Genomic DNA, 21,225 nt, shown 5'->3' on the forward strand with positions numbered 1-21,225 from the left:
GATCTAGCGGTACTTGCGGTGCAGGTTCTCCTTGGTGGAAGCCCCGGCGACAGCGTCCGCAATCCACGGTCCGGTACCTTCAGAGGGGTCCAGGACCCCAGCCTCCAGCCATGCGTAGTCGCCGTTGAGGACTTTGCGCGACAGGTCGTGGTCGCCGTCGTCGGTATTGCGCCACAGTTGGTCGAAGTATTCGTCCACTCGCACGCGGGCCTGTTCACAGAACGCTTCGGCCAACTCGAAGGCGGCCGCGCCTTGTTCGGGATGGGTGCGGAGCAGCATCTCCGCCCGTGAACAGCAGGCGGCCATGGCAAAAAGCTCGGCTCCAATATCCACGATCCTGCCAAGGAATGCCTGTTTGTATTCGAGCTTGGCTTGCCAGCGCCCCATACCGTAGAACGTTTGCCGTGCAAGCCGGCGGGACGACCGCTCCACGAACCGCAATTGCTTCCCGAGCCGGCCGAATTCGGCGTAAGAACGCGGGTCCATCCCCGCCCCTGCCACAAGTTTCGGCAACCACTTCGCATAAAAACCAGAGGCTCCGACGGCGGCCCTCGCCTTGTCCTGGAGGCTTGCATCGGCCGAGGCCAGGTCGCCGGCAGCCGCAAGGTGGGCGTCCACCGCTTCGCGGGCGATGAGGAGTTTCATGATTTCGCTGGAGCCCTCAAAAATCCGGTTGATCCGGAGGTCCCTGAGCAGTTGCTCGGCTGGCACGGCTCTTTCGCCCCGCGCCTGGAGGGAGTCAGCGGTTTCAAAGCCCCGACCACCACGGATCTGCACGAGTTCGTCGGCGATGCGGCAGCTGAGTTCGGTGGACCAGAGTTTGGCTAAGGCAGCTTCGATCCGGATGTCCTTGACGCCGGCGTCCGCCATTTCCGCCGACAATTCGAACACCGCCTCCAACGCGAAGGTGGTGGCTGCTATGAAGGCGATCTTCTTGCCCACTGCCTCGTGGTGGCCGATCGGCCTGCCCCACTGGGTCCTCGCATTCGACCACTCCCGCGCGATCTTGAGGCTCCATTTCCCGGCTGCGACACAGAGTCCCGGGATGGAAAGACGGCCGGTGTTGAGTGTGGTGAGGGCGATTTTGAGGCCCTGCCCCTCACGGCCCAGCCGGTTGGCGGCAGGCACCCTGACCTGGTGGAAGCGGGTGACGCCGTTCTCGATCCCGCGCAGGCCCATGAAGGCGTTGCGGTTTTCCACCGTGATACCGGGAGAGTCCATGTCCACCACGAACGCCGTGATGCCCCCCTTATGCTCGGTGCCATCGGGATCGCTATGGGCAGGGACCCTCGCCATGACCACCACGAGCTCGGCGATCACCCCGTTGGTGGTCCAAAGCTTCACGCCGTCCAAAAGGTAGGATCCGCCGTCGTCGGAAAGGACGGCAGTGGCGCCCATACGGGCGGGGTCACTGCCGACGTCGGGCTCGGTCAGGAGGAAGGCGGTGATGGCACCCGAGGCACAACGTGGCAGGTATTGCTGCTTCTGCTCCGGAGTGCCGAACTCTTTGACCGGCTCCGGCACGCCGATGGATTGATGCGCGGAGATAAGTGCACCCAAGCTTGGATGGACGGAGCCCAGAAGCGCCAGTGCCCGGCCGTAGTAGACCAAGGACAACCCCAAGCCGCCGTATTCGCGGGGGATCTTCATGCCAAATACGCCAAGTTCAGCCAGTCCGGCCAGGTACTCGTCCGGGATCTTCGCGTCGCGTTCGATGGTGCGGCCGGACATGGTTTTTGCGAACGCCAGCAGCTTGGCCAAAAACGCTTCGCCTCGCTGGACGTCTGCCGGGTTTGCCTGTGGCCACGGGTGGATAAGGCTGAGGTCGAAGCTGCCCAGGTAGAGGCCCTTTGCGAAGCTGGGCCTGTTCCACTCGGGTTCACGGGCGGCTTCAGCTACAGCGCGTGCTTCTTCTGCGGTGGCATTGACGCTGGCGGCAGTCTGGCTGCTGTCTGTGGCGGACGTCATGTTCTCACTCCTCTGGCCGGTGGTGCCGGATGGAGCCAGGGTCCGCCTTGGGTGGGAACCCTTCAGCTGTCCTTCAATGCTACCCGCGAGTAGCTACCCGTACTAGGGGCAATCTGGGTCTGGAAATCGCCCGGGATCTCAACTTGTCCGGCGTGATGGACCAACCGATCCCAGCCAAAGTTGATGCCGTGGACCAGCGTGACGAGCACCTCTTTGACGACGTACCAGGCAGTGCTCATGGCACCGATGAGAATGATCGCCGCGAACGCGGCTGCTGCAACGAAGGCCACCAAGAGTGCGGCGATGAGCAGCGTTCCAATGAAAACGTACGTAGCTGAATCAAGCGCGGTGAAATCGAAGTTCATTGTTCCCCCCGGAGCGGCATTACGTGGTGGACGCTGCGTGACTGCGTCGATGTACCGACTGTATGGGTGGGGACCGCGTGCTGGCAGCTCACGAAGCGTGCCCTTGAGTGGTTGATACGTGATTGAAACCGTACCGAGGGGTAGGTTACGGAATGGTTGCGGCAGCCTGGGTGGGCCCCCTGCGTTAACCTTGTACGGGGCAGTTTCCACTGCCTGCCACGTTTCGCAGCAGCTGAAGGAGAGTACTTGCCCCGTTCAGCCCTGACCTCCGCGGACGCCATCAGTGCCCGCCTTCGTGATCTGGAGCAGCTGACCAAGGGTCCCGCGTGGGCGCTGACCCGTTCCGCGCCCTGGGTCATTGCGGTGCTGCAAGCCTCCTTCACCCGGACGCGGCCCCAGCTTCCCCTGGAAGAGTTCCACGCCGACGTCGACGCTTTCCTTGAGCAGCTCCGGAAGCAGGAACCCGGGCTCGGAGGCCAACAGAACGGCAAACTCTTCGGTGATGAGTGGACCCGGAAACACTTCCTGACCCGCCGCAACCAGTCCGGCCAGATCGTGTATGAAATTACCGAACCCGCCGCCCGGGTGCTGGCGTTCCTTGACAGCCTTTCAAGCGACCGCTCAACGCTGAACGGTTCGCGCCTGGGCACGCTCCTCGGTGACGTGGAGAAGCTCGCTAACGAAACCAACCCGGACCAAAGCGCCCGCCTGGAAGCCCTCGAAGAGGAAATCCAGGAACGCCAACAGTTGGTGGAGGACATCAGCTCCGGTGAGTTCGATGGCCTGTTGGATGATGACGAGGCTGTTGAAGCCGCGGGCAACATCCTTGACCTTGCTGCCAGCCTTCCGGCGGACTACAAGAAGATGCGGGATCGCATCGAAGAACTGGTGGGCGAGCTCCGCAACCAGATCATCGACGAGTCCTTGAGCAAAGGGGCCACCATGGCCCAAGTCCTCGAGGCAGACAAGCGGCTGCGGCAAAGTCCGGAGGGCCGAACGTTCCGCTCGTTCACGGCTTTCCTGGAGGACCCGCAGCAGCAACTGCGTTTCCGCTCTGCGATCGGTGAAGTCCTGAGCAGGCAGTTCGCCGACGACCTCTCGCACGAAGACCGGGAGACCCTGAAGAACCTCGTGGCCGAACTCCGGCAGCAACACAGCCAGATCCAGCGGATTTACGGCAAGCTCTCGGAGAGCCTGAACACGTATATACAGAGCGATGACGTTCGGCAGTCGGTCAGTCTACGGAAGGTCCTCGCCGAGGCCGAACAGGCTATCCGGTCCATGCCGTACGAGCGTGACCGGCCGGGTTTGGTGGCCGGGCCGGTGCTGTACAACGCGGGTTTCGAGTCCCTGGCCATGGTCAAGCTGTTCGATCCCGACGAGTTCGCGACGCCGCCACGCCTGGCCGATCCCATCGCCTTCAGCGATTCTGACCGTGTCAGGTCCGCGCGCACCGGTAAAGCCAAACCAGCTGCTGTGAGGGCCGCCATGGCCGGGGCGGCGACGCTCGGTGCAGCGTGGGAGAATTTGCCGGCCGAAGAACGGCACATCAACACAGTCCGCACGCTGCTCTCCATGGCACTTCACACCGGCGCCGCCTTTGACCGGTCCGCCTGGGAGCCCCTTGACTTCGAACAAATCGACGGCAGCATACGTACGGCTTACTTGCCCGTCGTCACACTGAATGAGGATTCTGATGACTGAGGAAATCACGACGACGGACGTTACCGAGGCGGATGACGTCACCGTAGATGACGTCACCGTAGATGACGTCGCCGAAGGTGATGCCCCCGAAGAGTATGCCGCCGATGAATCGGTGGAGGCCGTTGCGGTGGATCCCTTCCAGGTCACGCCGCGGGACACGTTCGTTGACGGCGCCGCACTGTTCCCCGGGGATACGGGTGTCCTGCCCATGAAGGTCCGGCACGCGTTGGTGAAGCTCCTGAAAGGGCCATACATCGACGGCGGCCGTGAAGAGAAATTGTGGACGACGCTGCTTGATAACCAAGTGATCCTCCGGAGCAGGCTCTCTGAGCTCTTCCTTTCCCTCCAGTTGGACCATGACCGGAAGATCGCGGTGCTGCGCCCCGTTGATCCCGAGGTGGTGGGCTCGAATTCGCGCTCAAGCATCCTCCGCCAGCAACGGGCACTGAGCCGCGTGGAAACCATCGTGCTGCTGCGCCTGCGTTTATTGCTGGACCGTCACATCACCGCCCAGACGGATCCCACCATCACCCGTGAGGAAATCTCTGACTTGGTGGCCAACTACACCCCCTCCGGCCAGCAGGATGCGTTGCGGGACTCCGACGTCGTGACCCGCACCATCAACAAGCTGCTGGCGCGCCAACTGCTCCTCCCCACTGCCCTGGAAGATACCTACACCATCAGCAACGCCCTGCCCCTGGCCCTTCCGTTCGAGAACATTGGCGACATCCCGGCCCAGATCGAGGCGTTGGTGGCGGTTGCCGCGGATGAATCGGGAACGGAACCCTTGCTCGATCTTGATCGGGATGTTCGCTCCGAGGATGAGGAGGCAGGCAAGTGACCATCGCAACCATGCTTCCGCTGGGTGACCAGATCAACCCCGGCCAGATGCGCCTTGCGCTCGTCCAAGTGGTCAACTGGGGCACGTTCCACGGCGCGCACACCATGCATGTGGATCGCAACGGCACCCTCCTAACCGGTAACTCGGGGGTCGGCAAATCTACGCTGTTCGATGCCATGCTGCGCGTCTTCGATGCCCGTCCGCGCTCCAATGAGGCCGCGGCACAGCGGTCCGGAGGTGCTGTGGAGGACAAGCGGACCACCTTTACCTACATGCGCGGCAAAGTTGGTGATAAGGCCGTTGGTGAGGGCTCGGCCAGTGCCTTCCAACGCCCGGGAGCTACGTGGTCCGCCGTCGCACTGACGTACGACAACGCGGCCGGCACGAAGGTGACGGTCTCGGCCCTGTTCGACCTGCCCAAGAATGGCACGGAGTCGAGCGTCGGACGTTTTTACGTGATTGACAGCAAGCCGTTGGACCTTGAAGCCATTGAGGGGATCGCGCAGAAACGGTTCACGAAGGGCGCGTTGGAGGGCATTTTCCCGGACGGCCAAGTGTTCGATGTGCACAAGGCGTTTGCCGAACGGTTCCGCCGATTGCTTGGCATCAATTCGGATCAGGCGCTTCCACTGCTTCGTGTCATCCAAGCAGGCAAAGGCTTGGGTGGGAGCGTCAATACCTTCTTCCGTGACCAGGTGTTGGATGCTCCGGCCACGCTGGCCGCCGCGGACGACGTCGTGGAGGAATTCAGCAACCTGATGTCCATCCGCCAACGGTTGGAAGATGTCCGGCAGCAGCGCGACCAGTTGGCTCCGGTCCCAGGGCTGAACAAGGAATACGCCCAGGCGCTGCTGGAGGCAAACCGTCTCCGGGAGCTCGCGGGCGAAGAATTTGTTGCCTACAAGCAGCAGTTGGCGGTGACGGTTCACGCGAAGACGTTGGCCCGATTCAAAGAGCTCACGCACACCAAAGCGCAGGAGCTTGCCGGCGAGCGGGCGGTCCGGGAGGGGCTGGCCAAGGAGCTCCGGGAGTTGGAGCTGGACTACAACAACCGTGGCGGCAACGCTATCTCGGCGATTGAGCAGTCGCTGGAGAACGCCCGCGTGGGACTCAAGCTGCGCCAGCAGGTGGAGGAGGCGGCCAAAAAAGCATTGTCCGACGCCGGTTTGGACCTTGAGTGGTCGGCCGAGGGCTGGGATCAGGCGCACGAGCAGGCTGCAGCTCGATCAGCGGCATTGAAGGGCGACTCGGAGGCCTTGAAGGAGCTTCGTTTCGAAGCGTTCGACGGCCATGCAACCAAGAAGCGCGAACTGGCGGCCGCTGAACAGGAGTTGCTGTCGCTACGGACGCGCAAGTCTCTGTTGCCGCCGTCGAGCATCGAAAACCGGGCCGCCATCGCCGCCGCCACCGGCGTCCCGGAAGAACGGATGCCCTTCGGAGGCGAACTGATCGACCTGGCTGAGGGTCAGGATCAGTGGCGGCCCGCCGCCGAGCGTGCCTTGCGCAATCTCGCCACCACGTTGCTGGTTCCGGGCGAGCATTTCGCGGCCGTCACCAGGTACTTGAACAGCAACACGATCCGTGGCGCCCTGCGCGCCGTCGATGTGTCCAAGCCTTTGGCCGGTGGCGCGCTGGCCGTGGAGGAGGTGTCCGACGGCGACCTCTTGACTAAGTTGAACATTCTCACCACGGGGGGCAACGCCGACGCCGGGCAATGGGTCCGTGAGCGGATCGCCGTCGACTTTGCGTATCCGTGCGTGGAGGACCCGGATGAGTTGGCTTCGCTGGACAAGGGCTTGAGCCTTGGTGGCGTGGTCAAACGCAACCGGCACACCGTGGAAAAGGACGACCGGTTCACGAGTCGTCAGGACTACGTCCTCGGCTTTGACAACGCCTCGAAGCTCGAACTCGTCGCTGCGCGGGTGGGGGAGCTGGAAAACGAGTTGGCCAAGGCTGCAGAGTTGGCGCAGAGCCGCGAGGACTCCCATCAGGGCATGGCCCGGCAACTGGAAGCCCTGCGCAGGGTGGCCGAAGACGAACGTCCGTGGGAACAGGTTTCAGCCGCAGTGGCAGCAGAAGAGCTGGCCCGGATCGAGCAACGCCTGGCAGACGCGCTCGCTGCCCAGGCGGACTTGGAACCATTGCGCGCCACCATCGAGTCCGTGCGTGAAAAGCACCAGTCCTCCACAGGTGCCGCTGCCGTGCTCCAGAGCGAATACAAAGCGCTGGACCACCAAATGACCACGGCTGACGGCCTGCTCGATGCCGCGAGGCGAAAGCTTGACCAAGCACCGCCGTCGGCCTCCGCCGTGGCCGCACTGGAACCGTACTTCGCCGGAGCGGCGGACCTCACGCAACTCTATGAACTGGACAACCTCGCCAACAACGTCCGTACCAAGTTGCTTGAGGAGCTCCACTCGGCTGAGTCCCGTGGCCAAGCGACAGCCGAACGGTTGACGCGCATGTTCGAGGGCTTTGTGCGCGACTGGGGCAGTGCGATCAGCGCTGACCATGGAACGTCAATTGCCGCCGCCGGAGACTTCGAATCCCGGTACCACGCGATCGTGAGCGATGGTTTGCCGGCGCAGGAGGCCGAGTTCCGGCTGTTCTTCAACCAGCGGACGCACGAATCGTTCAGCACGCTCTTGCATTTGTTGGACGAGGAGCGCCGCAGCATCACCAGCCGCATCCTGCCGCTCAACGGAATTCTGTCCCAAGTGAACTTCCACGAGGGAAGTTACCTTGAGCTGGATATCAAGCAGACGCTTCCGGCCACGGCCAAGCAATTCAAGGATGCGATCCAGAACGCCTTGAAGGCAAAGCACACGCGTCCTTCGCGCGCCGCCGCCGCTACTGGTCCGGCGCCACACGGCGACGACGACGCCGAACTCACCGCCCGCTACAAGTCCCTGGAATCCCTTGTGAAGCGGCTGGGATCGCAAACTCCGGAGGACCGCCGTTGGCGGGCCGAGGTGTTGGATGTCCGCGGGCACCTCTTCATTCAATGCAAGGAGCACCGCGACGTTCCGGGCAAGGCCGACGTTCCGGGCAAGTCGAGCAAGAAGAGGACGGAAGTCTTCATGCACGCGGACACTGGCTCCATGTCCGGGGGCGAGCGCCAACGATTCACCGCGTTCATCATGGCAGCGGCTTTGAGCTACCAATTGGGCATTGCCGAACAGGGTTTCACCACGTACGGCACGGTGATGATGGACGAAGCTTTCGTGCTGGCCTCGGAGGAGTTCGCGGGTGCCGGCATCAAGGCGTTGCACGAGTTTGGGTTCCAGTTGCTGTTGGCCGCTCCCGAAAACGTGATTGACCTGTCCCGGCACCTCGGTTCCGTCACTGAAATTCTGCGGGACAAGAGGACCAACCGCTCGGGCGTCCTGACTGCCCCCGTTATTGCCGGTCCGGGGGAGCCAGGCGCCTGGCGCTCGGAAGCCAACCCGGTGGACATCGTCCTGCGCTAGGTGGCATTCGGCGTGCGCCTGCTGGGCTAACGCTTGGAGTCGCCGCGGACCCGGTCCAGGAACTGCGCCGTCCGGGCCTTGAGTCCGTCGATCTGCCGAAGCACGACGACGGCCGGGTCCGGGTTGATCTCGTTGACGGGCGGTTCCTTGCGCACGTTGGTACTGCAGCCGAACTCAGCACAGATCAGCGTTCCCACCGTGTTTCCGTCCTTGCCTGATTGCCCGGCCTTCTTGGCCACCCAGAGGTATACGTCGTCCTTGGAGAAGACGTCGCGGCAGAGCTCGCAGAGGACCACCCGCTTCTTTCCAGAGCCGCCTTCGGGCGCCCTGAGCAAGATGCCGGTCAGCTTTCCGCGGTACTCGACCACCAGGTAGCCGCGTTGGGGCATCTTCTCGTCGCGCCAGCCGAGGAACTCGAGGTTGTCCCAGTCGAGAGTTTCGAAGTCGTGGGGAAGGTTGAGCTTGGCGGCCTCGGAACGGCTCGCGTTGATGAAGGACGCGCGGATCTGTTGGGCACTAATTTTTTGCATGACGAAAGCTTCTTTCGGAAATGGTCGACGTCGGCGCGCGCAGGATGGGCGCACGGGATGGCGGAAACGTCGGTCATCGAAAGGAAGGTGCTGCTTGGAAGGGCTAGGTAGTGGAAAGCCCGTGCGATGCCGACGTGTGGGGCTGTGCCAAGCAGGCCATAGCGGCCACCTCGCCAACCATGGCCGCAGCAGCTGAAACAGCGCGCATGCTCATCCCCTCGTCGTGATCGCGGAAGCGGTAGTCCGCTGCCGCTATCCTGCCAAGTTTTGACCGCCACTGTCCACTGAGTCGAATTACGTGATGCAAACGTTTCGTAATTAATGAAATCTTAGGCTAGCCTTACTTAGGTTTACATCACTTACGTAAGGAGTCCCGTGGCTTCCCCTCTTCCCCGCCGCGCCGTACTGAAGACCGCCGCAAGCGCTACGGCAGCTTTGGCCGCCGTCGCCCTTTCCCTCACGGGCTGTTCCACTGGACCTGCTGCTTCGGCAACGCAGCGTGCCACCGAAGCGGGAGCGTCTGCCTTCCCCGTGACCATCAGGCACGCTTTTGGTGAGACCACCATCAAGGCGCAGCCCCAGCGAGTGGTCACTATTTCGTGGGTCAATGACGACGTCGCGATCGCACTGGGCGTAGTTCCGGTGGGGGTTCCCAAGAACACGTGGGGCAACAACAGCAAAGGCTCCACGCCTTGGAAGGACGCCGCGCTGGAGAAACTGGGAGCCGGATTCGGTACCAACAAGGCGCCGGTTCAGTTCTCGGAGGTGGATGGCATCAACTTCACCGAGATCGCAAAGCTCAACCCGGACGTTATCCTCGGCGCTTACTCAGGCCTGACGGAAGCCGATTACAAGAAGCTCTCAGACATCGCCCCGGTGGTTGCCTACCCCGAACTGGCCTATGGAACCCCATGGCAGGAAACCACCACTGTCATCGGCAAGGCGCTCGGCAAGGAAACCCAAGCCAAGAAATTGGTGGAGGACACCGAAGCGACCATCACGGACAAAGTGTCCAAATACCCGCAGATCAAGGACAAGACCTTCATCTACGGAAACCTCGAACCCGCCAAGGGCGATGGCGCCAACATCTACACCGCCATCGACAACCGGCCCCGTTTCCTGACGGAGATCGGCATGAAGCTCGCGCCCGTGGTGGCGCAAAACACCAAGACCGCCACGGATTTCTTCATCCCTTGGTCCGCGGAAAAGGCCAACGAACTCGCATCCGACGTCTTCGTCACCTGGGTCCCGGACTCCACCACCGCAGACGCCATCAAGGCCGACCCGTTGCTTGGGCAGATCCCGGCAGTCAAGAAGGGTGCACTGGTTGCCGACACTGACCAGACCCTCACATTGTCCATCTCGGCCTCGTCGCCGTTGAGCCTGCCGTGGGCCTTGGACGCGTTCCTTCCGCAGGTGGGCGCCGCCGCCGACAAAGCAGCCATGGCCGGTAAGTAACGCCCATGAGATTAGGTACGACGACGGCGCTCCAGACCAGGGGGATAGGCGGCCCGCGACCAGCCGATGGGGTAGGCAAGCGAACCACATGGCTGGTGCTCGCCGTCGTCGTGCTGGCTGCAGCCTGTGCCGCATCGCTGGCGATAGGTGCCCGCGGACTTTCCCTCGCCACGGTGTGGGAAGCCCTCACCATCTTTGATCCAAACGATGGGAACCACGCTGTGGTTATCGCCCGGATCCCACGGACGGCCCTGGGGCTGCTGGCGGGCGCTGCCCTCGGGCTGGCCGGCGCCGCAATGCAAGGTGTGGCCCGGAATCCGCTGGCCGATCCAGGGATCCTGGGCCTGAACGCCGGGGCAGCGCTCGCCGTCGTCGTCGGTATTTATCTGTTCGGCGTCAGCTCCCTGAGTGGTTACGTCTGGTTCGCGTTCCTCGGCGCCGGCGCGGCGGCGGCCGTGGTCTATGCCATAGCGTCCAGGGGACGTGACGGTGCGACGCCGGTCAAACTCGCCCTCGCGGGTGCGGCCCTCAGCGCTGGGCTGTTCTCGCTGATGAACGTTATTTTGGTCTCCAGCCAAGATACCTTCGACCGTTTCCGGTTCTGGCAAGTCGGTAGCATCGGCGGCCGCGATTGGTCCGTCCTGCTACCGGCGCTGCCGTTCCTCGTTGTTGGGGCTTTGATCGTGCTGGCAAGTGGCCGGGTCCTCAACGGCCTGGCCCTGGGCGACGACTTGGCCCGGGGCCTCGGGCACAACGTGGCCCTGTCGCGCGCTATCACCGCTGTCGGCGTTGTGTTGCTCTGTGGATCCGCTACTGCGCTGGCTGGGCCCATCGGATTCCTGGGATTGGTCATCCCGCACGCTGTCCGTTCCATCACGGGGCCGGATTATCGCTGGATATTGCCGTTCTCGCTGGTTTCTGCGCCCATCCTGCTCATCACAGCGGACATCATCGGCCGCGTGATCCTGCTTCCGGGTGAGGTTCCTGCGGGCATCGTGACGGCCCTCTTGGGTGCCCCCGTGTTTATCTGGCTTATCCGCCGCGGAAAGGGAGCGGGATTGTGAGCACCTTTTACAAGCCCCGTGCCCGCGCCGAGCTGGCGTTTAATGGCAATGATCGCGACAAACATGCCCATCAATTGCCGCTTCGACGGGTCCCCAGCCCCACATTTTTCCTGGGCCTGGCCCTTCTCATCATGTTCTCGGTGTACGTGCTCTTGGGCAGCTACACGGTGACCATTCCGGACTTCGTCACCATCGTCCTCAACCACCTGACGGGCGGCGAGAAGATTCCCGGCGCCAGTTTTATCGTCATGGAACACAAACTGCCTCGCGCTGTCACGGGAACCATGATCGGCGTCGCCTTTGGCTTGGCGGGCGGGCTTTTCCAGACCATGCTCCGGAACCCCTTGGCGAGCCCGGACATCATTGGCATCAGCTCAGGTGCCAGCGCAGGTGCCGTGACGGCCATTCTGGTCTTCGGTGCTTCCGGAGCCGTGATTTCCGCTGCCTCCCTCTGCGGTGCGCTCGGGGTCGCCACCATCATCTACGCAATTTCCCGCCGTGGTCCCGGTGCGAGCGGCGGCAGCCGTGGCAACGCAGCGGGTAACCGGCTCATCCTTGCAGGCGTCGGCGTCGCCGCGGCTTTGCAAGCAGTGATCAATTTCCTCATGACCAGGTCGGACATCCGCGTCGCAGCCGATGCCTTGATCTGGTTGAACGGATCATTGAACTCGGCCGATTGGGAGAAAGCCGGCGTCCTCGGGATGTCCCTGCTGATCCTCGTTCCCGCTGTCATCGCGCTTGCCGGCCCGCTGCGCATCCTCGAACTCGGTGACGATACCGCCGCCGGTCTTGGGATCACTGTGAACGCGGCCAGGCTGGGACTGGTGCTGACCGCCGTCGGCCTCGCCGCCGTCGCAACGGCAGCGGCGGGTCCCGTCGCTTTCGTTGCCTTCCTCGCCGGACCGCTTGCCCGGCGCCTCGTGCGTAAACCCAGCCTCCCGGCGTCGACCCTTGTGGGCGCGCTGATTGTGTTGCTGGCAGACTTCTTCGCCGCCAACATTGCCCCCGTCATCCTCGACGGGACCGTGCTGCCTGTCGGCGTCGTCACCGGGGCTCTCGGCGCGCCGTTCCTCCTGTGGCTGCTCGTCACCTCCAACCGAAAGGAAGCCTGATATGGCCCGCCTCAACGCCAAGGACCTCACGCTCCAATACGAGCACCGCAAGGTGGTGGAGGGACTCTCCACTGAGATCCCCGAAGGGAAAGTGACCATGATCGTGGGAGCGAATGCTTGCGGCAAATCGACGCTCTTGCGGGGCTTGTCGCGGCTACTCAAGCCGGCCAGCGGTTCCGTGACACTGGACGGAAAGGACATCCATGGCCGTCCCGCCAAGCAGCTAGCCCGCGTGCTGGGCCTCCTCCCGCAGCACCCCACGGCTCCTGATGGCATCACCGTCCGCGACCTCGTGGGCCGGGGTCGGTATCCGCACCAAGGCTTCTTCCGCAGTTGGAGCGCCGGGGACTCCTCCCACCACGATCATGCTGTGCAACGCGCTCTCGAAGCCACTGGCACTTTTGAGCTCGCGGATCGAAACATCGACGAGCTTTCCGGCGGACAGCGCCAGCGCGTTTGGATTGCGATGGCCTTGGCACAGGAAACCGACGTCCTCTTGCTCGATGAGCCCACCACGTACCTTGACCTGGCACACCAGGTGGAGGTCCTGGACCTGATCACCGACCTCAATCGCAGCCGCGGTACCACCGTGGCGATCGTGCTCCACGACCTCAACCTCGCAGCGCGCTACGCCCACCACGTCATCGCCATGAAGGGGGGACGCATCGTGGCCCAAGGTCCGGCGTCACTGGTGATAACCGAGGAACTGGTCCTCAACGTTTTCGGCCTGGAATCCCGCGTGGTTCCGGACCCCATCTCAGGTACCCCGCTGATCATCCCCATCGGGCGCCACTACGCGGACCATGTGCCAACGAACGAACTGGAGACCGCTTCATGAGCACGCAACCAGCCAAGGCGAAGGCCACGTCGAACGCGGCAGTGGAACCCATGACTCTTGCCTTCGACGTCACCGTGACGGCCGTGCAGGAACTCAGCCCCACTTTCCGCCGGATCACGTTCGGTGGCTACTCCCTGCGCGACTTCGGCGTGGCCGGTGACATGCTGGACCTGCGGGTGAAGTTGATGATTCCGTCCGTGGACCCGTCCGGCCGTGCGCTCCCGCTGCCGGCTTTGAAGTTGGGAGAGGCAAGCTGGTACCGGGAATGGCTGGCGATGGACCCGGCTACCCGCGGCCACATGCGCACCTACACGGTCAGGTCCGAGCGCCTCGACGCTGTGTACCCGGAAATCGACATCGACTTCGTCATGCACTTCGACGACGGCGGTCAAGGCGGTCCCGCAGCAAACTGGGCTGTTGCTGCGAAGCCAGGGGACGCTCTGACCATCATCGGGCCCAATAACCGGGCAGCCCAGTGCTCCACCGCTGGTGCCTACGGCGGCATCGAATGGCGTCCCGGGCTAGCCCAGCATGTCCTCTTGGCCGGCGACGAAACTGCGGTTCCAGCCATCAGCGCCATTCTCGAAAGCCTGCCCCAACAGATGACCGGCCACGCCTTCCTCGAAGTGCCCCAGGCCGGCGACTTCCGCGACATCAACACCGCCGCCGACGTCGAAATCACCTGGCTGGCGCGCGGCGCCGCACTAGGCAGGTCGCGGCCCCACGGCGAGCTCCTCAAGCAAGCGGTCGCAAGCACTGTTCCCTTGCCCGGCTGGGTGGGATTCACAGGAACAGGCGCAGCCGCCGGCCCGGAGCCCGAAGACGTGAACGTGGATCAGGAGATTCTCTGGGACACTCCCCAAAGAATGGATGCCGCAGCCATCGAAGCCACCAAGAACCCCACCCTCCCTGCCGGCGCGCTTCCCTTTTACGCATGGCTGGCCGGTGAAGCTTTTGTCATCAAGGAAATGCGGCGTTATCTGGTCCGGGATGTGGGAATCGACCGGAAGCAGGTGGCCTTCATGGGGTACTGGCGGCGCGGCAAGGCAGAGGGCTAAGCGGGCTGCAGGGCGGGCGTCTCTGATAGCTGTGTTAACATTCCCTTTCCCCTGAAGTCACCAGCCGGGGATAACTTAGCGGGGTGGGTGCTGGGGAGAAAGGGCGACGGCGGTTCGTCGCCATTGGCGATTCCTTCACCGAGGGCGTCGGCGACCCGAGCAATGTCCTGCCCAACGGGGTTCGGGGGTGGGCTGACAGGGTTGCCGAGAAGCTGGCCAAGGCTGAGCCGGGCTGGGAGTACGCCAATTTGGCTGTCCGCAGCAAGAGGCTTCGCCATATCGTCGACGAACAGCTTGAGCCCGCGCTGGCGATGGAACCAACCCTTATCACCCTCTACGCCGGCGGCAACGACATCCTGGACTTCGGTACGGACATGGATGCCCTGCTGAGCGACTACGAGATGCTCGTGGAAAAGCTTGCCGCCACGGGCGCCACGGTGGTCCTCTTTACCGGTTTCGACGTCAAAGTCTCTGCAATCCTGGAGCCATTCAAGAAACGCAACACCCTCTACAACCAAAGGGTCCGCGCCCTCGCAACAAAATACGGTGCCGTCCTGGTGGATTACTGGTGCTTCGAAGCCTATAAGGACCCACGTATGTGGGCGCCGGACCGGCTCCACATGTCCAAGGCCGGACATAAGTATCTGGCCGCACAGGTCTTGGATCACCTCAACGTCCCGCACAAAATCCTCCCGAAAGAATGGGATCCACCCGAGCGCCTCAAATTGCGCGAATGGGAACGCCGGCAGCGCCGTTGGGTCAATGATTGGGTGGTGCCCTTGTTCGGGCGCAAACTTCGAGGCGTCACCCTGGGTGACTCGCTGCAGCCCCGCTGGCCCCAACCGGTGAAGGTTCCACGCAAGGGTGGGCTGAAGAAGCTGGTGGATGTGAGAATGCGTGGCGAGTGAGCCTGCGGGGGTTGGGCCGGGGCGTCAGTGTGCCGGGGCGTCAGCTGTCCAGCAGGTTTTCGTAGCCGGTGGCCACGCTGGTTGCCTTGAATTCGATGATCTCGAAGTCTGCCACACCATTGCTGTAGAACGGGTCCTCGGCCAGTGATGCGTCAAGGGTGGCCTTGTCCGCGTTGGAGAGCAGCACCCCGCCGATAGCTGGTACGCGACGTCCGGACGCAAGGAACACTCCGGCGTCGAACGCTTCCTTAAGCCACGCCATATGGCCCGGGCGGTGGAAGTCGACAATTTCGTCGGGGACCTTGTAGGTCAAAGAGACAACGAACATGGTGTCAGCTTATCGGTGGGCCGCAGGGGGAGACCTAAGTAAGCTGCCGATTCTCCTAAGATGGATGTATGACTCAAACCCGCTGGCTGAACGCCGATGAACGCCGCGCTTGGCTGGCGCTTCTGAGCATCAATACACTGCTGCCTTCGGCATTGGACACCCAGCTTCAGTCGGCGGGGAAATTATCACTTTTCGACTACAACGTCCTTGCCATGCTCTCTGAAACTGAGGGGCGATACCTTCCCATGAGCGAGTTGGCCGCCCGCACCAGCGCATCACTGTCACGCCTCTCTCATGTGGTCACCAAGCTGCAAAAACGCGGATGGGTAGACCGGCAGGCAGACCCGCGCGATGCCCGGGTCACCGTGGCCCACCTGACCGACGCCGGCATGTCCACCATTGTGGCCCTGGCGCCGGATCATGTGGAGTCGGTGCGGACGCTGATGCTGGACTCCCTGACGCCCGACGACGTCACGGACTTGGCCCGGATCGGCGAGAAGATCGTGGCCCGTTTGGACAACAATCATTGGATCCTCCGGGACTCCTGATCCACATAGCAGTTCAGCGTTTTGTGGCGCCGAGTGCTGAAGTGGCAGACTGGCGGCATGGATTTTTCAGCCCGATATGTCGCCTTGGGGGATTCGTTCACGGAGGGAGTCGGGGACGATGACCCCACTCGCCCCAACGGTGTGCGCGGTTGGGCGGACGTCGTCGCCAGCCAGTTGGCACAAAGCAACCAGGAGGTTGGCTATGCCAACCTCGCAATCCGGGGACGGAAGCTGCGGCAAATCATGGCGGAGCAGGTAGATGCGGCTATCGCGCTGCGGCCCACCCTTGTCACCATGTACGCAGGTGCAAACGACATCCTGCGGCCCAAGGTAGACATCGACTCGCTGTTGGAGGATTACGACGCCGGTATCGGCAAGTTAAGCGCTGCCGGCGCCACTGTTGTCCTCTTCACCGGTTTCGATGCCAAGAGTTCGAAGGTTTTCGGAGCCATGCGCGGCCGGACTGCGATCTACAACGAGCTCGTGCGGGAAATTGCCCAGGACCACGGCGCGCTGCTGGTGGATTACTGGTGCTTTGACGAGTACGACGATTGGCGTATGTGGGGCGAGGACAGGATGCACATGTCCACGGCCGGCCACATCAACATGGCCAAGCGCGTGTTGGACGTCCTCGAATATGAGCACGTCATTGAAGTACCCGAACTCGCGCCCCTGCGGCTCATGAATCGTGTTGAAACGTTGAAGGCCAACGCCCGGTGGCTGCGTGAATCTGCGGTCCCGTGGGTATCTCGCAGGGTTCGCGGCGTTTCGTCCGGAGATGGCCTGCACCCTAAATATCCTGAGCTTATCCGGCCTTCCTAGCCGCTTGGCCGGTTTCGTCGCGGAAGCCGGGAGTGGCCAGCAGGGTGCCGTCCCGGCGTACGGCCAGGACTTCGACGCCCCACTTTGCCACGGCCTGGTCCAGCATCGGGGAGCCTCCGGCCACGATCGCGGTGGCCAGGACGTCCGCCGTCATAATATTTGTTGCTGCGACCGTGACCTGGACGAATTCCGCCTTCCCACTACCTACCGTCCAGATATGTTCACCGCGTTCGGCGGAGCCCGAGGTCGCCAGGGCCGGCAGGGCGCGTAGGGGAAAAGCGCTCAGCAGCGACTGCCTATCCCCGGGATCGACGACGCCGGCAAGCCACGGTTCATTGGTGCCTGGCTGTGGGGAGCCGCTAACCAGCACGTCGCCTCCAGCGTTGAGGCACCAGTCCTGGAGGCCTATGGCTTCCAGGGAAAGAGCGGCCTCCTGTGCCGCATGGGCTTTGACAATTCCGGACAGATCCAGGGCCCTATCAGGGCGCTCAGCCGTGAAGGCGCCATTGGTTGCCAGCCGCCACTCGGACGCTTCATCGTAGAGCCGCCTCATGGACTCCGAGGCTTCCGATAAGGCCAGCTCACCGCGTGCCACCCGACTCGCTTCGGAGCCCTCGCGGTAGAGACTGAACTTCAAGTCCAGTTCGGTAAAAATACCCTCGACGACGGCGGTGGCCGACTCGAGCTCATCAACGGCGGCTTGCGTGTATGTCCGTCGCGCTACGGTAAGACTCACCACCGTGCCCATGCTCCTGAAGATCCGGGCCCGCAGGTGTTGCGCGTTAGAAGTGGGCCGCATCGAGGGCTGCCTGGAGGGATGTGAGGTAGGCGTCACTGGTGATGGTGGCTCCGCCGACCGTCTGCACGTTGGCCGACTGGGCCTGGAGCACCTCCGAACGGAGCACAGGAGCGGCATAGGCGCTGATCTGGGCGGACCTGTTCTCGGCATCCGTAAGTTGCAGGGCCTTGACCTCGGTGATCTTCCCGCCTTGGACGGTGACCTGCACTTGGACTGTGCCGTAGCGTGTCTGGACCGAGGAGCCGTCATAGCTTCCCGACGTCGCAGTGCTCGTGCCGCTGGAGGTCGTGCCGCTGGAGCTGCTTCCACCGGAGGCGGTGCCGCTCGATCCCGTCCCGGAGGTGCTCCCACCGGAGGTCGTGCCGCTCGATCCCGTGCTGCTGAGGCTCGTGCTGGTTGCCGCACCTGTTTCGGAGACGTGGGCCCCGGATTGCCAGCCGGCAATCAAAATACCAACGGATGCAAGGGCTGTGGCTACTGCTGCTCTCGTTCTCACCAGTCAAACCTTTCGTAATGGAGTTGTTCCGTGGGCACCCCGGCCGCCTTGACGTCGTCGATGACTTTGCCGGCCCAGCCGGCAGGTCCGCAGACGTAAACGTCAGCTTCGGCGATGTGCGGTGCGTAGGAGGCAAGGGTGAATCCTGCTTGCTGCGCTGAGTGTGGGAGCCAAGATCCACTCTTAGGCGAACGCGGACCTGTCAGGTGATAGAGCGTTACGCCACGCGCTTCGGCGATTGCCATGATTTCCTGCCCAAGGAAGAGTTCGTTCTCGTCATGACCCCGGAGGAGGACAGTAGCGTCTCCAGGTTCGAAGGGGGTGGACTCCAACAGTGCACGCAGCGGTGTGATACCAATGCCGGCGCCGATCATGACCACGTGTTTACGGGATCGCGCCGCCGTGCTGAACATCCCGTACGGACCTTCGATGGCCACCTTGGTGCCAGGCTTGAGCCGTGCGAGCCTTGCAGTTCCCTCGCCCAAGATGCGCACGGTGATCCGCAACTTGCCGGGCGTTGTGGCCGTGGCGGGAATCGGTTCGGCAGAGAGGCTGAAGGGGTGGGGCTGCCACCAAAATCCCGGGGCAAGGAACCTCCAGAAGAAGAACCTGCCGCCCGAGCCTGATAACTCGTCCAGATGGAGGCCGGTCATTTCGATGCTGAAAACGTCCTTGGAGATGCGCACCACACGGCTGACCGTCACCTGGTGCCGAAAAGTGGCGAAGATTGGCTCCAGCACACGGTTGTAAAGGAGGGCGGAGCCAGTGGCCATGCATAGTGCCAACCAGTACCACCGCTGCCAAGTACCTTGGGCGAAGAGGCCGCCCACGCTGAACTGGTGGGGTAGTGAGGTCGCTACCGCTGCGTACGTCAGCAGGTGGACGGCGTACCAGAATTCGTAAGGGAACCGGCGTCGAACGGCAACCAGGGACGTGACGACGACGGCGACAAACAGCAGCGTGGAGATGTACGCCAACCACATGTCGGGGACGTTGACCCAGAGCGATACTGATTCCGAAATAGGGTCCAATCCCTCTGCCGCGCCGTATCCGATGGCGATGAACAGACCATGGGCTAAGAGCAGATACAGGGCCGGTTTGCCCAAGGACTTATGGATCTTCATGGCGCGGTCGTGGCCCAAGGTGTTGTCGATGAAAGGGATTCGCGCAGCGAGCAGGAGCATCAGGAGGACCAGGTCCATGCTGATCAGCCCCGCCACGATACCTATCGACGTTGTGGCTGCGGCGAAGGAACCGAATCCGGAGGCGCCGCCATAGGCCAGCCAAAGGCTCACCGCTGCTACTGGTGAAAGCCACCCGAGGAAAGTGATGAAGTCAGCCCGTACCCACCGGCGTCGGGCCTGTTGCCGGAAGCCTGCGGCGGCACTGGGTGCCATGGCAGGCACGGGGGCCTCAGGGTTTTCAGCCCGTGAACGTGGTGTGAGGAGCGAAGTCATGAAACAACATTGGCCCCCCATCCTTTGGTTCCGCTGTGAAAGGCCTTGCTATGGCTTATGATTCCGGATTGGTCTTAATTTGCACTGGCCCGTAGAATGGTTAGGCGCTAGGTAGTGCGGATCGTGTGCAATTGCTCCGGTTGGCGGTGAGTGGCAGTTTTACTGACCTCCCGGTGGCCGGTAGTTAGGGGCTCAAGTTGCGTGCATTCCTGTATTCGCCCGGTATCCCAGGAGCTGTTCCAGTGGTTTTCCACTGCCTGTCCTGAGGCCAACCTTCTTCGCCGCACCAGTTGCGGAAACTACCGAAAATGGTTTGGATCGGATGCGGACGCTGCCTGTCGCACGGCAACGCAGGAACATCTGTACGCCGTTACATTCAATCTTTGGAGGAGAGTCATGGCAGCACACTGCCAAGTGACCGGAGCCGAGCCGGGCTTTGGGCACAGCATTTCGCACTCGCACCGTCGCAACAAGCGTCGGTTCGATCCGAACATTCAGAAGAAGCGCTACTGGGTTCCGTCCCTGCGCCGCAACGTCACGCTGACCCTGTCAGCACGTGGCATCAAGACCATTGACGTACGCGGAATTGACGCGGTCGTCGCCGACATCCTGGCACGAGGAGTAAAGCTCTAATGGCAAAGGACAAGGACGTACGTCCCATCATCAAGCTGAAGTCCACTGCGGGCACTGGTTACACCTACGTAACCCGCAAGAACCGTCGTAACGATCCTGACCGCCTGGTCTTGAAGAAGTACGACCCCAAGATCCGCCAGCACGTCGAATTCCGAGAGGAGCGCTAAACACATGGCAAAGAAGTCCAAGATTGCTCGCAACGAGCAGCGCAAGGTCATTGTTGAGCGTTACGCTGCCAAGCGTCTCGAACTGAAGAAGACCCTGGTTGACCCGAACGCGACTGACGAAGCACGCGAAGCTGCCCGCCTCGGCCTGCAGAAGCTGCCCCGCAACGCCTCCCCGATCCGTCTGCGTAACCGGGACCAGATCGACGGCCGTCCCCGCGGTACGCTCCAGAAGTTCGGTATCTCCCGTGTTCGCTTCCGCGACATGGCTCACCGTGGTGAGCTCCCGGGCATCACCAAGTCTTCCTGGTAATCACGAAGTCCTGAAGAGGCCGGCAACCGCTAAGGTTGCCGGCCTCTTCTGCGTTTAAACCCCGGCGCTTCCTCTCTCACGCCAAGACGGTCTGCTGTTTGGGGTGGTGTTGTTGGGTGGATTTGCGTTGGTGTGGTGGGGCGTGTATTGTTTTGTGAGTCGCCGGGTGCGAAACGGAAAGCCGGAAGGTGTGTACGGTTCGGTGGGCGGCCAAAAATAACTCTTCTTTTCCAATGGCCCTTTGTTGTGGTGTGCTGCTTTTGTGGTGTGCTTGTGGGGGTTATGTTTTGGGGGGTCTGTTGTTTGAGAACTCAATAGTGTGCCAAGTTTGTTGATGCCGATTGTTTTT

At 62.4% G+C, this 21,225-nt stretch carries 21 protein-coding genes; 14 read left to right on the forward strand and 7 right to left on the reverse strand.

Features of this window, described 5'->3' with window-relative positions; translation table 11 throughout:
- Nucleotides 1-3 precede the first annotated feature (3 nt).
- Both QRN42_RS08730 and QRN42_RS08735 read right to left on the reverse strand, forming a co-directional pair.
- On the reverse strand, nt 4-1,968 hold the full coding sequence (locus QRN42_RS08730) for an acyl-CoA dehydrogenase family protein (RefSeq protein ID WP_284978851.1): 1,965 nt from the start codon (nt 1,966-1,968) through the stop codon (nt 4-6).
- Nucleotides 1,969-2,030: 62 nt separating this feature from the next.
- Nucleotides 2,031-2,333, reverse strand: coding sequence for a hypothetical protein (locus QRN42_RS08735; protein ID WP_284978852.1), 303 nt, complete (start codon nt 2,331-2,333; stop codon nt 2,031-2,033).
- Between the two features lie 246 nt (nt 2,334-2,579).
- On the opposite strand from QRN42_RS08735, the gene QRN42_RS08740 reads away from it, so the two are divergent.
- The 3 genes from QRN42_RS08740 to QRN42_RS08750 are packed head-to-tail and all read left to right on the forward strand — an operon-like array spanning nt 2,580 to nt 8,348.
- A complete protein-coding gene (locus QRN42_RS08740) occupies nt 2,580-4,037 on the forward strand; it encodes a DUF3375 family protein (RefSeq protein WP_284978853.1) in 1,458 nt (485 codons plus the stop codon).
- On the forward strand, nt 4,030-4,878 hold the full coding sequence (locus QRN42_RS08745; protein WP_284978854.1) for a DUF4194 domain-containing protein: 849 nt from the start codon (nt 4,030-4,032) through the stop codon (nt 4,876-4,878). Before QRN42_RS08740 ends, QRN42_RS08745 begins: the two co-directional genes overlap by 8 nt.
- Complete coding sequence (locus QRN42_RS08750) at nt 4,875-8,348, forward strand: ATP-binding protein (protein WP_284978855.1); 3,474 nt, start codon at nt 4,875-4,877, stop codon at nt 8,346-8,348. The genes QRN42_RS08745 and QRN42_RS08750 overlap by 4 nt, the downstream gene beginning before the upstream one ends.
- 26 nt (nt 8,349-8,374) lie before the next feature.
- Here QRN42_RS08750 and QRN42_RS08755 read toward each other — a convergent pair whose 3' ends face one another.
- Complete coding sequence (locus tag QRN42_RS08755) at nt 8,375-8,878, reverse strand: FBP domain-containing protein (RefSeq protein WP_284975053.1); 504 nt, start codon at nt 8,876-8,878, stop codon at nt 8,375-8,377.
- A gap of 375 nt (nt 8,879-9,253) precedes the next feature.
- Between QRN42_RS08755 and QRN42_RS08760 the strand changes: the two genes are divergently transcribed.
- The 6 genes from QRN42_RS08760 (at nt 9,254) to QRN42_RS08785 (ending at nt 15,316) form a co-directional block, all read left to right on the forward strand.
- A complete protein-coding gene (locus QRN42_RS08760) occupies nt 9,254-10,336 on the forward strand; it encodes an iron-siderophore ABC transporter substrate-binding protein (RefSeq protein WP_284978856.1) in 1,083 nt (360 codons plus the stop codon).
- Nucleotides 10,337-10,341: 5 nt separating this feature from the next.
- On the forward strand, nt 10,342-11,400 hold the full coding sequence (locus tag QRN42_RS08765) for a FecCD family ABC transporter permease (protein ID WP_284978857.1): 1,059 nt from the start codon (nt 10,342-10,344) through the stop codon (nt 11,398-11,400).
- A 131-nt stretch (nt 11,401-11,531) separates the two neighbouring features.
- Nucleotides 11,532-12,512: a FecCD family ABC transporter permease gene (locus QRN42_RS08770; protein WP_284978875.1), complete on the forward strand. Its 981-nt coding sequence runs from the start codon at nt 11,532-11,534 to the stop codon at nt 12,510-12,512.
- A 1-nt stretch (nt 12,513) separates the two neighbouring features.
- The gene (locus QRN42_RS08775; RefSeq protein WP_284978858.1) at nt 12,514-13,350 is read left to right on the forward strand and encodes an ABC transporter ATP-binding protein; all 837 of its coding nucleotides are present in this window, start codon (nt 12,514-12,516) and stop codon (nt 13,348-13,350) included.
- A complete protein-coding gene (locus QRN42_RS08780) occupies nt 13,347-14,408 on the forward strand; it encodes a siderophore-interacting protein (protein ID WP_284978859.1) in 1,062 nt (353 codons plus the stop codon). The genes QRN42_RS08775 and QRN42_RS08780 overlap by 4 nt, the downstream gene beginning before the upstream one ends.
- Before the next feature lie 83 nt (nt 14,409-14,491).
- Nucleotides 14,492-15,316 carry an SGNH/GDSL hydrolase family protein gene (locus QRN42_RS08785; RefSeq protein ID WP_284978860.1) on the forward strand — a complete coding sequence of 275 codons (825 nt, stop codon included), beginning with the start codon at nt 14,492-14,494 and terminating at the stop codon, nt 15,314-15,316.
- 40 nt (nt 15,317-15,356) lie between these two features.
- Here QRN42_RS08785 and QRN42_RS08790 read toward each other — a convergent pair whose 3' ends face one another.
- Nucleotides 15,357-15,644, reverse strand: a complete 288-nt coding sequence (locus tag QRN42_RS08790; protein ID WP_284978861.1) for a YciI family protein — start codon at nt 15,642-15,644, stop codon at nt 15,357-15,359.
- A 68-nt stretch (nt 15,645-15,712) separates the two neighbouring features.
- Here QRN42_RS08790 and QRN42_RS08795 point away from each other — a divergent pair, with 68 nt between their 5' ends.
- Together QRN42_RS08795 and QRN42_RS08800 are read left to right on the forward strand one after the other, a co-directional pair.
- Complete coding sequence (locus QRN42_RS08795; protein ID WP_284978862.1) at nt 15,713-16,192, forward strand: MarR family winged helix-turn-helix transcriptional regulator; 480 nt, start codon at nt 15,713-15,715, stop codon at nt 16,190-16,192.
- A gap of 57 nt (nt 16,193-16,249) precedes the next feature.
- On the forward strand, nt 16,250-17,014 hold the full coding sequence (locus QRN42_RS08800; protein ID WP_284978863.1) for an SGNH/GDSL hydrolase family protein: 765 nt from the start codon (nt 16,250-16,252) through the stop codon (nt 17,012-17,014).
- Here the strand turns inward: QRN42_RS08800 and QRN42_RS08805 are convergent.
- From QRN42_RS08805 to QRN42_RS08815, 3 genes are read right to left on the reverse strand one after another with little or no spacing between them, the layout of a single operon-like run.
- Entirely contained in the window at nt 16,998-17,762 is a 765-nt protein-coding gene (locus QRN42_RS08805; protein ID WP_284978876.1) for an FAD:protein FMN transferase, read from the reverse strand. The two genes, QRN42_RS08800 and QRN42_RS08805, sit on opposite strands and share 17 nt — an antisense overlap.
- Nucleotides 17,763-17,796: 34 nt before the next feature.
- On the reverse strand, nt 17,797-18,309 hold the full coding sequence (locus QRN42_RS08810; RefSeq protein ID WP_284978864.1) for an FMN-binding protein: 513 nt from the start codon (nt 18,307-18,309) through the stop codon (nt 17,797-17,799).
- The gene (locus tag QRN42_RS08815; RefSeq protein ID WP_284978865.1) at nt 18,306-19,766 is read right to left on the reverse strand and encodes a ferredoxin reductase family protein; all 1,461 of its coding nucleotides are present in this window, start codon (nt 19,764-19,766) and stop codon (nt 18,306-18,308) included. Before QRN42_RS08815 ends, QRN42_RS08810 begins: the two co-directional genes overlap by 4 nt.
- A gap of 396 nt (nt 19,767-20,162) precedes the next feature.
- On the opposite strand from QRN42_RS08815, the gene rpmB reads away from it, so the two are divergent.
- Genes rpmB through rpsN form a run of 3 tightly spaced genes read left to right on the forward strand, consistent with a single transcriptional unit; the run spans nt 20,163 to nt 20,876 of the window.
- Nucleotides 20,163-20,399, forward strand: a complete 237-nt coding sequence (gene rpmB, locus QRN42_RS08820) for a 50S ribosomal protein L28 (protein ID WP_144662315.1) — start codon at nt 20,163-20,165, stop codon at nt 20,397-20,399.
- Complete coding sequence (gene rpmG, locus QRN42_RS08825) at nt 20,399-20,566, forward strand: 50S ribosomal protein L33 (protein ID WP_003798558.1); 168 nt, start codon at nt 20,399-20,401, stop codon at nt 20,564-20,566. The genes rpmB and rpmG overlap by 1 nt, the downstream gene beginning before the upstream one ends.
- Before the next feature lie 4 nt (nt 20,567-20,570).
- Nucleotides 20,571-20,876 (forward strand): 30S ribosomal protein S14, encoded by a 306-nt coding sequence (gene rpsN, locus QRN42_RS08830; protein WP_011776360.1) that lies wholly within the window; start codon nt 20,571-20,573, stop codon nt 20,874-20,876.
- Nucleotides 20,877-21,225 lie beyond the last annotated feature (349 nt).

Origin of the sequence: Arthrobacter sp. fls2-241-R2A-200 (assembly GCF_030209745.1) — a bacterium.
Classification (GTDB): Bacteria; Actinomycetota; Actinomycetes; order Actinomycetales; family Micrococcaceae; genus Arthrobacter.